At 46.9% G+C, this 15,476-nt stretch carries 12 protein-coding genes; 4 read left to right on the forward strand and 8 right to left on the reverse strand.

Annotation, left to right across the window (positions count from 1 at the left end):
• Positions 1 to 201 precede the first annotated feature (201 nt).
• The 7 genes from K2Y22_04830 to K2Y22_04860 form a co-directional block, all read right to left on the reverse strand.
• Complete coding sequence (locus K2Y22_04830) at positions 202 to 441, reverse strand: hypothetical protein (GenBank protein ID MBX9877762.1); 240 nt, start codon at positions 439 to 441, stop codon at positions 202 to 204.
• Positions 442 to 563: 122 nt separating this feature from the next.
• Positions 564 to 1,817 carry an LCP family protein gene (locus K2Y22_04835; protein ID MBX9877763.1) on the reverse strand — a complete coding sequence of 418 codons (1,254 nt, stop codon included), beginning with the start codon at positions 1,815 to 1,817 and terminating at the stop codon, positions 564 to 566.
• 1,072 nt (positions 1,818 to 2,889) lie between these two features.
• Positions 2,890 to 4,050, reverse strand: coding sequence for an HD domain-containing protein (locus K2Y22_04840; protein MBX9877764.1), 1,161 nt, complete (start codon positions 4,048 to 4,050; stop codon positions 2,890 to 2,892).
• Positions 4,040 to 5,560, reverse strand: a complete 1,521-nt coding sequence (locus K2Y22_04845; GenBank protein MBX9877765.1) for a HAMP domain-containing histidine kinase — start codon at positions 5,558 to 5,560, stop codon at positions 4,040 to 4,042. Before K2Y22_04845 ends, K2Y22_04840 begins: the two co-directional genes overlap by 11 nt.
• A 32-nt stretch (positions 5,561 to 5,592) precedes the next feature.
• Positions 5,593 to 7,455, reverse strand: coding sequence for a tetratricopeptide repeat protein (locus K2Y22_04850; GenBank protein ID MBX9877766.1), 1,863 nt, complete (start codon positions 7,453 to 7,455; stop codon positions 5,593 to 5,595).
• 72 nt (positions 7,456 to 7,527) lie between these two features.
• Positions 7,528 to 8,613, reverse strand: a complete 1,086-nt coding sequence (mraY, locus tag K2Y22_04855) for a phospho-N-acetylmuramoyl-pentapeptide-transferase (GenBank protein ID MBX9877767.1) — start codon at positions 8,611 to 8,613, stop codon at positions 7,528 to 7,530.
• Between the two features lie 23 nt (positions 8,614 to 8,636).
• Positions 8,637 to 9,164: a DNA-processing protein DprA gene (locus K2Y22_04860; GenBank protein MBX9877768.1), complete on the reverse strand. Its 528-nt coding sequence runs from the start codon at positions 9,162 to 9,164 to the stop codon at positions 8,637 to 8,639.
• 163 nt (positions 9,165 to 9,327) lie between these two features.
• Between K2Y22_04860 and K2Y22_04865 the strand changes: the two genes are divergently transcribed.
• Both K2Y22_04865 and ndk read left to right on the forward strand, forming a co-directional pair.
• Positions 9,328 to 11,742 carry a UvrD-helicase domain-containing protein gene (locus K2Y22_04865; GenBank protein MBX9877769.1) on the forward strand — a complete coding sequence of 805 codons (2,415 nt, stop codon included), beginning with the start codon at positions 9,328 to 9,330 and terminating at the stop codon, positions 11,740 to 11,742.
• A 108-nt stretch (positions 11,743 to 11,850) separates the two neighbouring features.
• Positions 11,851 to 12,336 (forward strand): nucleoside-diphosphate kinase, encoded by a 486-nt coding sequence (gene ndk, locus K2Y22_04870; GenBank protein ID MBX9877770.1) that lies wholly within the window; start codon positions 11,851 to 11,853, stop codon positions 12,334 to 12,336.
• Between the two features lie 50 nt (positions 12,337 to 12,386).
• Here the strand turns inward: ndk and K2Y22_04875 are convergent, their stop codons facing one another.
• Complete coding sequence (locus K2Y22_04875) at positions 12,387 to 13,463, reverse strand: glycosyltransferase family 9 protein (GenBank protein ID MBX9877771.1); 1,077 nt, start codon at positions 13,461 to 13,463, stop codon at positions 12,387 to 12,389.
• Between the two features lie 351 nt (positions 13,464 to 13,814).
• On the opposite strand from K2Y22_04875, the gene K2Y22_04880 reads away from it, so the two are divergent.
• Complete coding sequence (locus tag K2Y22_04880; GenBank protein ID MBX9877772.1) at positions 13,815 to 14,069, forward strand: toxin-antitoxin system HicB family antitoxin; 255 nt, start codon at positions 13,815 to 13,817, stop codon at positions 14,067 to 14,069.
• 216 nt (positions 14,070 to 14,285) lie between these two features.
• Complete coding sequence (locus K2Y22_04885) at positions 14,286 to 15,476, forward strand: DegT/DnrJ/EryC1/StrS family aminotransferase (GenBank protein MBX9877773.1); 1,191 nt, start codon at positions 14,286 to 14,288, stop codon at positions 15,474 to 15,476.

Raw genomic sequence — 15,476 nt, forward strand, 5'->3', positions numbered from 1 at the left:
TTTCGGATTCATAAGCATCTTTGTAAAACCACGGTCCCAACTTGACCTCAAAGGGATATTGCCCGGGTCAACTTTCAAAATAACGGATTAAACGGCAAAGTTCCTAAATTCACCTTTTAGAGGGACAAATCCAACTTCGAAACTCCCACCTAATGGTGAGAATCCCCCTGAAAACGGCGAAAATGTGCCTGAATCGATTTATTAAACGGCGGCGAGTTCGCGCTCGGCGGCACCTTTACGGTGGCGGTCATGCACTACTTTGCGCGGTTTGCGCAGGTGCTCCATGAAACGACGATGAGCCAATGTATCTATTTGCGCTTGCGGCGTCTTATCAGGGACTGACAAAACGAACTCATCGGCGCTTTCCAATTTGGGTTTATTAGCGTGTTTACCCAACAAATATAAGTAGCCGCCGCGAGTCGCATATACATAATGGATCATCTATGTCGTCCCCTTCATTGCCAGCTGACGTGCCTGCGCACAAGCCTAATACTTTACCTCATGCCATCTTATGTGCAACGTCTCTGTCTTATATAAAACATAACATTGTCTAAACAATTAGATTATCTGTCAGCAGCAGTTTCGGAATCGGCTATAGGTTCCAGATCATCGCCGGCAACAATCGTCACTGAACTCAAGATGTCGCCAATCGATGCAGTTACTACTTCACCATTACCTTTAAGATCTGTTTTTACCAATTCAGCTTCTTGGGGATTGGCCCTTTGAGCGATGATTCTTGTTCTATCCGATAGACCAGCACCAGTGCTTTGACCGCGCAACATCATTTCCCGATCCGGCGAATCTTTAATAACAACGACGTTATATCCCTTAGCTCGCATCATGCGCGCGACTCGCCTTCCCAGTCCTTGATAGTGGCTATTGTTTTCAACTGCCAAGCGCACATCTGCAGATATCGGCTTTTGCCAATCTTGACCCAATAGACGTGCCACCACTTGTCGTATGTCCGATTCATCGGAAACCCAATCACCTGTTCCGGAAAAATTACCCGGCAACATAACTAACTGTTGATTCTTTCTGGGCACCACACGCACAAAATTGGCCAGACGAAGCAAGTCACCCTCGTTCATATCCGTGTAGACATATTGCCTGGACATCTCCAGGAGCTTCGGCAAATGAGACCACGACTCCGGCTTCAAAGCTTTATCCATAGCGGCGCGCATGAAGAGTTCTTGTCGCTGAACACGCCCGATATCACCCAAAGCATCATGCCTATAGCGTACAAAGCCCATGCTTTGATTGCCTGTAAGCGTATGCCAACCTGGCTCAAGATCAATTTTCAGCTTAGCTGTCCAGTCCATATATTGCATGCGCTTAGGAACTTGCACGGTGACACCGCCAACTTCATCGACCGCCTTAACCAAGCCTTGGACGTTCAAAACAACAAAGTGATCAATAGGAATACCAAGCAATTCAGACACGACATGACGAGCAGTAATTGGACCGCCAATGGCATTAGCTGCGTTTACCTTTTGAGTGCCGTAGCCGGAGATATGCACTTGCGTATCGCGAGGTATCTGGAGCACAGTGATGGAATTACGAATAGGATCCAGGCGCGCAACCAAGATAGTATCTGAGCGCCCACTGAAGGCAGCCGCATCAGCTTTCATATGACCTGGTTCATTGTTATAGACGACATCCGTGCCTAAAAGAAGCACGGTTGTCGGCTCAACCAGACCACCCAAGCGCAGAATAGGCGGCAAAAGCCCCGGTCTAAATAAAAGCGTCAAAACATAGCCGGCGACGACTCCAAGAATCGCCGCGACCACAAAATAAAATGACCAATTGATAGATCTCAATCAGTATCTCCTCAATCTACGATATTATACGAGCTTTGGGCGAAATTCTCTTGATGACCGGATGAAACAGCTCTTCACTTGAGAATGAGACGGCAAAAAGAAAACAGCCAGAGGGAAATGGAAATTCTTACGCAGAATGCGCCAAATACTGAGCGGAAGCGGCTTTTAGCCGTCAACTTCGGCGGGATAGGAGATGAGATTCTTTTCTTGCCGACCCTGGCAACCATTAAGAAATATTTTCCTTCATGGCACATAACCCTACTCGTGGAGCCACGTTCAGCCTCCATCAGGCAGGTAACCAACCTTGTTGATGACGTAATTACCTTCGATATAAAAAAGCGTCCGCTCATGGTTCAAGACCTTTTGGAATTGCTTGGACTTATGCGCAACGGTAATTTTGATCTGGTACTTTCATCAGGATCCTCGCCGTTAGTTTCCGTACTGCTTTTCCTGTCCGGCATAGGCAAACGCATTGGCTACAATTCCAATTTGCTCTCGCGTTTTCTTTTAACCAACCCTGTCCCATTGAACAAAGCCCAGTACGCAGCCGGCATGTATCACGATCTTGTAAAAGGACTGGGGATTCACGAAGATTTCCGCAATCCACAAATATGCTTAGACGCCGAAAGTCGCAAACAGATTAAAGGTCTAATTAGTCAAAAGGCAATTACACGAATTGTCATTCATCCGGGCACAAGCAAATTAGCCATCATCAAGGGCATCTTCAAAACCTGGCCGGCTAAGGACTGGGCGCATCTCATCGAACTCTTGCTCAACAAGAAAAATATTGAAGTGATACTGGCAGGCGGACCCGATGACAAAGAACCGGTTGAACAGATTGTCACAGCATTGAACGAGCGTGGTATCACCGACAGTGACAATTTAGTGATGGCTTATGGCAAGACCAAATCACTTGCAGAACTCGGTGCGCTCATTGAAGCGGCGGATTTATTGGTGTGCGTGGATTCTGCACCAATGCATATGGCAGTGGGACTAAATAAAAAAACAGTGGCACTGTTTGCCGTAACTGATCCGAAAAAATTATTGCCCGACGATAAATGCTTTGTAGCGCTTATGAATTCTTCTCACGCGCCCCTTGAGGCACCTTCTCGTGCCAGCCGGCAAGATCGCCTTCCACCTGGTGTTGTGCTTCCGGCCGAGCATGTTTTGCAGAGCGTTCTGGATCAATTGTCTCTATCTTCCAGTCAAGGACGCTCTCCGGAACGCTGTGGTTGATTTTCTCGCCTTTCTCGCCGACAACGGAAAGTAAAGCTTCTACGACCTTTTGATCGAACTGCTTGCCTGCATGTTTGCGCAACTCAACGCCAGCCTTTTCATGACCGATTGCTTTTCTATATGGTCTATCCGATGTCATCGCATCATAAGCATCGGCAACCAAAACTATGCGCGCACCTAAGGGAATATTGTCACCGGCTAAATGATCGGGGTAGCCTGAACCATCGAGATATTCATGATGATGCAAAACAAGTTCTTTAATGTTTTGCAAAGCAGGCAAATTACCAATTATTTGCGCACTGCGCACTGGATGCTGAGACATTATCTTTTGTTCTTCCGGTGTCAGCTTATCCGGCTTCCAGAGAATAGCTTCAGGAACACCGATTTTTCCAATGTCGTGAAGGATGCCGGCTACTTCCAGCTCCTTTTGTTTTTCCGTGCTCAGTCCCAAAGCTTTACCGATGAGAGCAGCATAGCGTCCCACTCTTAAACTATGTCCTGATGTGTAATCGCATTTAGCGTCTAAGGCATTGGCAAGAGCACGAATAACACCCATGGAAATTTCTTCCAATTGCGTTATCGCCTTTTTTAAATCCTTGACCAAAACATCATTCTGTCTGGATAAGTCATAAGCCTCCAAAGCGCGCTTTACGGTGAGGCGCAAATCATCGGCATCCCAGGGCTTAGGAATGTACTTGTAGATGTGTCCTTGATTGATTGCATCAATCAAAGCCTCCACATCGGTATAACCTGTCAAAAGAATCTTAATAGCGTGCGGACGAATACCAAGAGACTTTTCCAGTAACTCAACGCCTGTCATATGAGGCATTCTCTGGTCTGTAATTATCAGGCTCACCTCTTCAGCTTGCAGGATTTTCAGAGCCTCGGCTCCTGAGGCTGCCGAAAATGTCTGATAGTCATCGCCCAATACTCGCTGCAGAAGCCTCAGATTGGCCGGCTCATCGTCAACCACTAATATCTTGTGCTCAGAGGCCACTTAAACTCTCCTTTGCCTGACTTTCGCGCAAAGCCAATGTACGCTTAATCGCTCTTGCCTGAATAGGAATCTTGACTATAAACGTTGTTCCCTGATTGGGCTTGCATTCAAACCAGATTTTCCCGCCGTGTCGCTCAATTATGGAGTGGCAAATCGACAAACCCAGACCGGTGCCCTGTCCTACTGGTTTTGTCGTAAAGAACGGCTCAAAAATTTTACTTTGGTCACTCACGTTGATACCCGGCCCATTATCGGAAATGGTAACAACTACCGAACTGCCCTCTAATTTCGTGCCAATTTTCACCTTAGGTGAATCCGCAGACTGCACTGCTTCGCCGGCATTGGACAAGAGATTCATCCACACTTGATTAAGCTGTCCCGGATAGCATAGAACAAGCGGCAGGTTGCCGAATTCGCATTCAACCGGAATGCGGTCTCGTCCAAAGTATTGACCAAGAATTTTAAGCGTCGATTCGATGCCATCCTCGATATTTGCCTCCTTCAACTCTGCTTCATCAAGGCGACTGAAACTCTTCAAATTGCGCGTGATGTGTCTTATCCGCTCAGCGCCCTCCGATACGTCGGCCAAAATATTATCCAGATCGGTAACCATGAAATCGTATTTGAATTTTTGCTTTAACTCCCGCAATTTTTCCGAATACTTTTCCGGCACGTCGTCACACGCTTGAATCAATTGCTTAAGTTCACTGAAGTAAGTGCGCAGGTAAGGCAAATTACCGTGTACGAAATTAACAGGATTATTCAATTCATGAGCGATACCGGCAACAATGCGACCAAGCGAAGCCATTTTTTCCTGGTGCACCAATTGCGACTGCATTGTCTTTAGTTCACTGACAAGACGCGTGTTTTCGTCCAACTGCACGGACAACCTGCGCGCGCCTTCGCCTGCCAACTTGGACATTTGCTCACAGAAAACGGCCCAGATAAATGCCACCGAAATGAGAATAGCCGTGCGTGTGACAAGCCTGACTGAAAGCCTGTGTCCGTAAGCTGCCACCAGTCCCATGTCTTTGTCTGCATGAAAGAAGTAAGGCAAAAAACCGGCGTTATTCCAAGCTAAAAGTCCGGCATAAGTCAACGAAACAAAAGTAGTGGTGGCAAAAATACCTTTGGCACCAAATGTATGGCTGGCAAACAAAATAGGCAGCAAGTAGAGAAAGTACAGGTCAGAGTCAATTCCCTTTGTAAAATGCACCAGTCCGCTGATTGCGCCAATGTCGAAAGCAATTAAGACACCGTTCAAAAAATTCAAGTACTGCTCGTCAACAAATGTGCCTTGTCTTAAAAGAACCAGTCCAAGCAGACTGTAGATGACCACGACCATTAAGACGACCATGGCCATTATTTGACTCGTCTCAACACTTGTCGCTCTAGATAGCCAGGAGCCTGTTAAGGCAATGAAAAAACTAGCCAGGGCAAAGGTCAGGCGAAAGGTCAACAATTGCCTTGTCTTTAAAAATAAGTCTGTCTTGCGCCCGCTATCCATCATTATTGCTTTCTTGCATTATTGCTAGTCTTGCATCAGAGATACTCTTGAGCTTGTTTGTAAACGGCAGCCATCTCGGCAAAGCGACCAAGCGTCTTTAACGCCTCTGCCCAAGCTTCATAAGTATCGCCCTCGTAAGGATCAATTTCGGCTGCTTTTTCAAATTTTTCCAATGCCAATTCATTCATACCAAGCAAGCAAAGGCAACGTCCCCAATTGAAATAAAGCGGCACATCACCCTCATAAAGTTGCGAAGCCTGCTGGAAATGCTCATCAGCATCAGCCAGCTGTCCTGAATTCATGGACAATTGCGCCAATAAACTATGTGCCGGTCCAAGCTGAGGATGCATCGCCAACAAACGCCTTACTATTTGCTCGCACTCATCAAGTCTGTTGGCTGCTTTCAATGCTTGCGCATAATAGAGACTAAGCTCCACATCGCCTGGAGCATATCGCAGAAGTCGCATACCTCTGTCTAAGACAAGCCCGATTTGTTTTTTGCGCAGAGCTTTCTCCAGACCCTCTTTGTACGGATTCAAACATGCTGGATCGATGTTGACCGCACGCTGGTAATGCGGATCGGCTTCTTCACTGCGACCAACTTGCTCAAGCAATGCAGCCAAATGCCAGTGCCCCAGAGCGTAGTCATTGTTAACAGTGAGCACTCTTGTAAATACTTCACCGGCCTTGTCAACTTGCCCGGCAAGCAAAAGGCATTGCCCCAATCCATCAAGCACCAAATAATTATTGGGATTTTCATTCAAGGCTTGTTCAAAATAAACTGCTGCTTGCCGGTAATTAGTTAAGGCAATTTCCGTGTAAGCCATCCAGATATTCAGCTCAGGATGTGTCCAGCCGTGACCTTTGCCGCCTTCCAACGCTGCCAAAAATTTGCTTTGAGCATCTTCGTAGTTGCCCAGAAAAAAATATGCAATGCCGCAGAACATATTAATTTGCGGCAAATCGGGACTTAACTCGAGAGCTTTTTCAAAAGCTTGAGCGGCCATTTCGTATTCGGACAATACACTATGCACCATGCCCAAATTCAAACGTGCACTGACAAGGGCCGGATCAATGTCTATCGATTGAATTAGTTTTTCTGCAGCCTCGTCATAGCGCCCCTGACAAAAGAGATTGACGCCCCAGTCATTGTAGACAAGACCGCGATCTTGGGCGGCCAATACTTTGGCTCCCGTGCCCAGAGCAATTTGATAGTGCTCACGTGCTTCGTCGTATTGACCAAGTTGTGAAAGCGCAACAGCCCAGTTGCGTTGCACCATCAAGAGACGATCATCCAAGCGCCAGGCTTCACGAAAGCAATTGAGCGAATCTTCAACTTGTCCAAGAGCCAAATAACACAAACCCAAGCCATTAAAGGCTTCGGCCATTTTCGGATCTATGAGAGCAGCGCTTTTAAAATATTGCGCCGCTTCGGGATATTCACCCAAGTCATAACAGGCAACACCGGCTTGATAGTTGGCCGCCATTAGCTTGCTGTTAAGTTTCACCGCTTGGTTGTATTGTCCGATTGCGCCTTTCAGACTGCCCATCTGGTGCAAAGCTAGACCCCAATGCAAATGAGCAAGCGCGTAGTCTTCTTTTATTTCACAAGCAGTACGGAATTGATGAACAGCTTCAGCTTGCTTGTTCATTCTCAGTTCAATCAATCCCAAATAATAATGGCACTCTGCATAACTCTTATTCATCGCAAGAGCATTGCGGAAATGCTCTTGGCTCAAGGCAAAATTCCCCTGGTTGAAAAACACAATGCCGAGACTAAATTCCAACTCGGGATTGTTCGGCTCCTCACCAATTAAGCGGAGCAAAATTGATTGAGCTTCTTCCCACTGGCCTTTTTCGACCAGTTCTCTCACTAGCTGTTTTACATCAGTAGTCATCTTCGGCGTAACCAGGTTGAGCCTTAAATTTAAGGCTATAACCTTACTTACCCCATATTTAAGTAATTAAGACTATGGCAGGATTTTTCTGACGTTGATAAAGGTGATAATCGTTAAAAGACACAGGACAAACTGGACCACGTGAAAATAAGCGACAATCTGCCATTCCTTAACGCCTTTATTCTTGCCGAGCGCCTCAAAGTGGTGATGAAGCGGAGCCATCAAGAAAAGCCGTTTGCCTTCTCCAGGCAGCTTCTTGGTCAATTTAATCCAAACAACCGACAACGGCGACTCCGACTTATCCGACGCATAGGGCTTGGTCAGTTTGAAATAAACGACCTGACAAATAACAGACAAAGTTTCTGTAATGTAAATAAGCGACAGTGGAATAAACCAGAGAACCAAATTGCCGGAAAGGGCAAGAGCGGCCATTACACCACCAAGCAGAAGAGATCCGGTGTCCCCCATAAAAATATGGGCTGGATTGCGGTTGAACACAAGAAAACCGGCAGTAGCACCAGCAGCAGCAGCAGCAATTGCCGCTAGCTCGTAAGAGCCCTGGTAATAAAGCATAAAACTCAAAGTTGCCAGGATTTGGCAGGCAGTTCCAGCAGCAAGTCCATCCATGCCGTCATGCAAATTAACGGCATTTGTCGTTGCCGCCAGTAAAAACGCCGCAAACAAGATAAAGAACCAAGGGGGTACGCTGAAAATACCGATGGCACTTGGTACGGCCGCAGTCGATAAAAGAATAAGTCCAAGGCAAGCACCAATAACTGCTTCCAATACAAGTCTTACTTGTCCGGATATGCCTTTGTTGTCCTTGTTGGCAATTTTGGCCATGTCATCGCTTAAGCCGATGATGCCGCAGAAGTTTGTCACGAGCAGAACAGACAATGCCTGCACTCCGAACTTTCCTGTATAGAAGAACCAGGCGATGCTGCCGACGCATGCGGCAAACAAAAAGACTATGCCACCGGCTGTCGGTGTGTTGGCTTTGCCGGCATGATCTTTGGGTCCGTCTGCACGGACAAATTGACCAATTGCCTTGGAACGCAAGTACTTAATAAATGCCGGTAAAAGGGCGACAGCCACCATAAAGCCGATAAGCATCGGCATTGGCAAGCACAATAGGCTGTCTTCAAATGGAAAGTTCAATTTTCAGCTAGCTTTCTAGGTTCTTAATCCAAATAGAAACTAGTAACTATCTTACGATGTTCCTTTGCATAATTGACAGCTTCTAATAAAGTATGGCTTGAATGATAGAGGAAACAGATGACCTGTTGGCAGCGGTCGATAATCTCGTGGTTGCAAATTTTCGAGGCATCAGCCAAGGTCATAGTGCGTCTTTCCGGATATTCAATGATGTTCTTAATGCCAATCAGAAGATCTTGAACTTCAGATGGCTGCTGTCCGATTGTTTGCGGCAAGATGACTTCCAATCTGTCAGGATTGGCTCTTTGAGCACCGCGAATGGCCGCCATGTTGGTTCCGTTGGCACCACCGGATGTAACTACCTGGTTGCCGGACAAGACAAGCGCATAAGAAAGCATTTCCACCAATTGCTGGTTTGTCAAAGGCATATTACGCGTGCCGATTATGGCCACTCGACGTGGTCCTGATTGCTGAATGAGCAATAACTCTTGAGCCAGCTCGTCTACGGTCGGTATAGTTGCCGCCCCTGTTGCACCACGTTCTGACTGACTCATTTGATTACCTAGGTTGGAAGTTGTTAACTGGCTGTGCGCCGAACGGCTCGAAACGGATACACTTATAAAGTTAGCCGAGCCGAAACTCTAGAGTACCTGTACTCAGGGTCCTAGGTCATGGCATGTAGTTCACCTGTTTACAAGTTTTAATCTAATTTATTTTATGTTAGCTACTGGCAACCTATTACAAGGACTAAATGACCACCAAAAGACGGCGGTTAGCCTCGGCTGGGGTCCATCATTAATTGTGGCCGGCGCCGGCTCGGGTAAGACAACAGTGCTTACAAGGCGCGTTGCATATCTAATGACCGAACTTCACCAGTCGCCTGATTCCATTTTGGCCGTTACCTTTACAAACAAAGCTGCTGAAGAAATGAAGCACCGCTTGCAAAAACTTGTTGGCGGGCACGCCAGGCATATTTTAATCGGCACCTTCCACAGCTTTTGCGCCAGAGCCCTGCGCGAAGAAATTGAAAATTACAAAAGCCCGGAAGGCTTTACCTGGAAGCACAACTTTGTCATTTACGACGAAACGGATAAACAAAGCGTTGTGAAAAATGTCGTTCAACGCCTCAATCTGGATGAAAAAGTATTCAATCCGCGTGAAATGTGCCACCGCATTTCATCACTTAAAAATGACGGCTATATGCCGGCACGTTATGCTAATGAAGCGCGCAACTACAAAGAAACTCGCGTGGCGGAGATTTTTTCTGCTTATCAATCGGATTTGGCCAAAAACAACGCGCTTGATTTTGATGATTTAATTTTGACACTTGTCGAATTGCTCAGACAAAACATTCCGGTGCGCCGAAGATTTAGAGAACGCTTCCAACATGTTCTTGTCGATGAATTTCAAGACACCAACCAATCACAATACGAATTAATCAGGTTGATTGTCGAAGCATCCGATGAAGAGAAGCAAGCCAACCCGGCAAGCATTTGGCATGAGCGCAGTCTACTTGTAGTGGGCGATGTCGACCAGTCGATTTATTCGTGGCGCAAAGCCGATTTCCGCATCATCTTAGGCTTCCAATCTGATTTTAAAGAATCAAAAATTGTCAAACTGGAAGACAACTACCGCTCAACGTCGACAATTCTTGAAGTAGCCAATTCAATTATTCAAAACAATACCGAGCGCATTGAAAAGGTCTTGCGTTCCAGTCGCGGAGCCGGCACCAAAGTAAAATGCTTTGAAGCGCAAGATGAAATTGACGAAGCGTATTTCGTACAAGAAGAATTAAAACGGCTTTCCGCACGCGGCAGACAATTATCAAATTGCGTCATTCTATATAGGACGAACGCACAAAGCCGCGCCATGGAAGAAGTTTTGGTGCGTAGCCATCAACCTTACACGGTTGTGGGCGGCACGCGATTCTACGAGCGCCAAGAAATCAAAGACGTGCTAGGCTATTTAAAGCTCATCTTCAACGGTGCCGATGGACAAGCATTCATGCGCGTGATTAACACGCCGCGCCGGGGACTAGGCAAGACTACTCTGGAAAGACTTGTCTCCTTTGCCTTTGAGCGCGATTTGACACTTTTAGATGCAGCCAAAGAAATAGGCGCTGCCCAAGGCGTTTCTGAAAAATCACAAAGAGCTTTGCGTGATTTTGCCAATATGGTCAAACGCTGGCAGGCAGAAAGCACACAAACACCTATTTCCGAGATACTCTCCGGCATTTTAAAAGAAACAGGCTATCTGGACAAATTGAAAGAAGATGCAGCACAAGGTCTTGACGAATTAGCTTCCGGCAGAATTGAGAACGTTATGGAATTGCATAACGTCGCCAAAGAATTTGAATCCATGTCGGACAAACCCGATCTGGAAGCGTTTCTTACACGTATTGCACTGGTATCAGATATTGACCAAGCAAAAATGGACGAAGACTGCGTCAAGCTGATGACCATTCACTCAGCAAAAGGTCTGGAATTTCCAGTTGTTTTCATTCTTGGCCTAGAAGAAGGCTTATTCCCACACATGCGTTCATTGGACTCACCAAATGCAATGGAAGAGGAACGTCGCTTGATGTATGTAGCGGTAACGCGAGCAGCAGATTTGCTTTACTTGACCTATGCTCGCAAAAGAGCTGCTTTTGGCTGGGCGACAGGCTTTTCCAATTTCACAATACCATCGCGCTTCTTGAAGGAAATTTCGCCGCAACACATGACCGGCTTTTACCCCAGTCCGGAAACACCTTCCAATGATCAAAAGGAAGATTACGATCCATGGGATGAGAGCTCCTGGGCTCCGAAGAAGAAACAACCAAGCCCTGCCCCGTCTGCTCAAAGACCGGCAGATTATGCACGTTCGTCCAAGCCTCAGGTAAAACCACGAGCTTTCCGCCAGCAAACTCCGCCGCAGCAGTCTTCTTCATGGATTGAATCCAAGCCCAAAGAAGAAAGTATTCCTTTTGAAAAACTTTCAGTGGGTGACAAAGTGCAGCATGCCAAATTTGGTATAGGAGAAGTCACCCAGATAATTGGCGACAAAGACAAAGAACTTTATAACGTGGACTTCAAGACCGAGGGCAAACGCCTCATGGACCCACGGTTTGCCAAACTAGTTAAGCTAACTTGAAAAGTAAGCCAATAGTCTTTTCTTCGTGATAATCATTTATATGTGAGTCTATATGTGAGTCAGGCATAGACGCACATGACAAGTCCCGCCCCAAAAGGAGTAATCTCAGTGGCAGACACAGAAAAGACATTTGTCGCAATAAAACCAGACGGCGTACAGCGCGGTCTTGTCGGTGAAATCATCGGTCGTTTTGAAAAGCGTGGACTGAAGCTAGTCGGCTTGAAGCTCCTCAAAGTTCCACAAGAAATGGCAGAAAAGCATTACGGTGAGCACAAAGGCAAACCATTTTTTGAAGGTTTGGTCAGTTTCATAACCTCAGGACCAATAGTTGCAATGGTCTGGGAAGGCAAAGGCGCAATTGCCTTAACACGCACAATCATCGGTTCAACAAACCCGGCACAAGCTGCTCCCGGCACCATCCGCGGCGACCTCGCTCTGGATATCGGCCGCAACGTAGTCCATGCATCCGATGGTCCGGAAAGTGCTCCTCGCGAAATCGGCATCTTCTTCAACAACAATGAAGTAATCGGTTGCTGGTCGCGCAATATCGATCCATGGGTTGTTGAACAACCACTTACTTGCGCTTCTAAATAAGTAAGTAAACTCAACTCTAAAAACGCGCGGCTCAACACGCTGCGCGTTTTTTATTGGAGCAAAAGATCGTTAACAGAACGCATGACTTCATTAGCCGAAAGCTCTTCCAGACAGGCATTTGTAGACAGCGGACAAATGGCTTCAAAACACGGCTGACAGGACAGATGCAAACTGACCGCCCGGGACTGCGGACCTAATGGTTCCAAACGCTTATACGGAGTAGCTCCAAAAATACCTACTACTTTGGGCATGCCCACAGCAGCAGCTAGATGCATCGGTCCGCTGTCTAATCCAATTACAAGGCGGCTTTTTTGGTAGAGCGCAATTAAGTCAAGCAAACTGGTTTCACCGGTGACATCCAACACCTGTATGCCACCACTTTTAAGAGAATCGGCAATCGCAGAATTCGTTTTCTTCTCGGATGGCCCACCGGCAAGAATTAACGGCATACGAATTTCGCATAACTTTCCAGCTAAATCAATCCATTTTTGGCTGGTCCAAATCTTGGAAGTCCATGTTGTGCCGGGTAAAAGTACAGCAACGTTAGATTGCCCAGTTAGCAACTTGTCTATTTTTTGTCGCGAAGTTTCCGGAATCTCCGGAAGCGGGAATTCAATTTCCTCATCTTTAATTGTGGGGGCAAGGCCAAGTGTCCGAAATAAATAGGAAGCAATCTCCAAATTGACACGCACAATGTGTTTATCAAGAGCAAAGTAATTTCCGACTTCAACCTTATCGGTCAAAAACAGCCCGGCGCCTTCTCTGGTATGGGAAAAACCAATTCGCTTGGGAGCACCGGATGCCACCGTGCATAGTGCGCTCTTCAATAAACCCTGCATGTCTAAAACAACATCGTAGTTTTTGTTTCTGATATCACTCCAAAAAGCATGTGCTTCCTGGGCGACGGATGCCCAATTTAGAGGCGAGGCAAGCTTTTTGATCCACCCTTTGCGCGGCAAGACAAACACTTCATCAACAGCTGGATTGTTGGTAACAAGTGGTGCGCTCATCGGCTCAACCACCCAGCCGATCTGGGCTTCAGGGATGCGACGCTTGATGGCAGCCGCCACAGGCAAGCTGTGAATGGTATCGCCAATGGCACTAAGTCTGATAATTAGGACTTTCACAATGTTCCTCTAACCACAAATTGTAGCTGGTAGCGCCTTTTTGGCGATCTTACCACCGTCGATGGTGCCATACGCCTGTAAGGCACCACTCGATTATGGGCAGAAATATTACCGATGATTACGAGTGATACCAGCCATTAAATGTGGTGCGGCACCACCGGTGAAGGCACGGCAAAAGCCTCATCCAGCAAGCGTTTCGGGACTCGCGCCACCATATATACACCATGATCATATGTGGATATTTAACTGATGGAATGTTCGCGCCACCTTAGGTAGTGGTATTAATATAGCAACCACATTCAATTGGGGCACCACAAAATATCCAAGGTGCCCTATCAAGAGGAAAATACGATGGCCGTAAAAAGAAAAGCAAAAAGACCGGCTGCAAGAAAGCCAGCAAAAAAGGCACCAGCCCGTAAGGCTTCCAAGTCCACAATGAGAGCAAGCAGAGCCCATGAATCAGGCGGCAGCTACCTCAAGTACAGTGGCAAGTTCACCGTCCGTCTGCCGAGATCCCTGCACCAAGCATTGGTCAGCAGAGCAGAAAGAGAAGGTGTGAGCCTCAACTTGTTTGTCACAAACGCTCTTTCGCGCACCGTCAAATAAGCATTAGCTATGACCCGAAAAAATGCCAGGTTCCGAAAGGACCTGGCATTTTTCTTTCTATCCATTACGTAAATCTAACTGCGCGAGAGATGAACCTTATCAGGAGCAACTTTGAGTCCAATGTCTAATAAGTTAGACTTTCAAAGTCCTACTTATTGTCGTCAAGAGATAAGTAAGTAGGCCTTGTTGACAACCTCCCGCAACGAGAGAAGCGTAATGACTCAAGCAACACAAAAGGTTCCAGTTCTCGGACTCAAGGAACAGTACCAGCCCATCGCCGACGAATTAGAGGCAAATGTCTTAGCAGTACTTAGAAGCGGCAACTACATTCTGGGCGAGCACGTGAAGGGTCTAGAGGGCGAGGTTGCCAAGCTGTCCAGCGCACAAGAAGCAGTCGGGGTTGCCAATGGAACCGACGCTTTAATACTTGCTCTCTGGGCACTCGATATAGGCCCCGGCGATGAAGTTATCACATCTCCTTTCACCTTTGCGGCCACTGTTGAGGCTATCGCCATACGCGGAGCAAAGCCGGTTTTTGTCGACATCGACCCGGACACATTCAACATCAACACCAAACAAATTGAAGCCGTCATCACCAAAAAGACCAAAGCCATTTTGCCGGTGCACTTGTACGGTCATCCGGCAGACATGGATCCAATCATGGAGCTGGCGAAAAAGTACAAACTCTTCGTTATCGAAGACAACGCTCAAGCAATTGCCGCCACCTACAAAGGCAAAACGACAGGCAGCTTCGGTGATGTCGGCTGCATAAGTTTCTACCCGACCAAAAACCTTGGCGCGGCAGGAGATGCCGGCATGGTCACCGCCAACAACAAAGATGTTGCCGACAGATTGAGAAAATTGCGCGCGCACGGCATGTGGGTTCGCTACTATCACGATGAGCTAGGCGTAAATAGCAGACTGGATGAAATTCAAGCCGTAATTCTGCGCACTAAGCTCAAGCATTTGTCCAAGTGGAATGACAGAAGAAGACAAATTGCCAATCTGTACGAAACACTATTGAAAAATTGCCCGGGTATTACTTTGCCCAAGACAAGCACAGATGTCACACATGTGTTTCACCAATATACAATCCGTGTGCACAACAACAACAAGACCGAGACAAAAGGTAGAGATGTTCTGCAAGCAAAACTAGCAGAATCCGGTATCGGCTCCATGATTTATTACCCGGTACCGCTGCATCTGCAAAAGGCCTTCAGCCAATACGGTTATGCTGAAGGCGACTTCCCTGTAACTGAATTAGTTTCCGATGAAGTACTTTCGCTGCCTATGTATCCGGAATTAACCGATGCGCAAGTGAAATTGGTTGCCGAGTCAATCAAGACCATACTCAACGCGCCGGCAACCGCTCCGGCTGTATCGCAACCAGTTGCAGGAACAGTTTAA

The organism is Candidatus Obscuribacterales bacterium (genome assembly GCA_019744775.1).
Lineage (GTDB): Bacteria > Cyanobacteriota > Vampirovibrionia > Obscuribacterales > Obscuribacteraceae > SBAT01.

Coding starts and splice junctions, on each gene's coding strand:
- K2Y22_04830 (MBX9877762.1), bottom strand. CDS start 441: ATGATCCATTATGTATATGCGACTCGCGGCGGCTACTTATATTTGTTG.
- K2Y22_04845 (MBX9877765.1), bottom strand. CDS start 5,560: ATGATGGATAGCGGGCGCAAGACAGACTTATTTTTAAAGACAAGGCAA.
- K2Y22_04850 (MBX9877766.1), bottom strand. CDS start 7,455: ATGACTACTGATGTAAAACAGCTAGTGAGAGAACTGGTCGAAAAAGGC.
- K2Y22_04860 (MBX9877768.1), bottom strand. CDS start 9,164: ATGAGTCAGTCAGAACGTGGTGCAACAGGGGCGGCAACTATACCGACC.
- K2Y22_04865 (MBX9877769.1), top strand. CDS start 9,328: ATGTTAGCTACTGGCAACCTATTACAAGGACTAAATGACCACCAAAAG.
- K2Y22_04880 (MBX9877772.1), top strand. CDS start 13,815: ATGGCCGTAAAAAGAAAAGCAAAAAGACCGGCTGCAAGAAAGCCAGCA.
- K2Y22_04885 (MBX9877773.1), top strand. CDS start 14,286: ATGACTCAAGCAACACAAAAGGTTCCAGTTCTCGGACTCAAGGAACAG.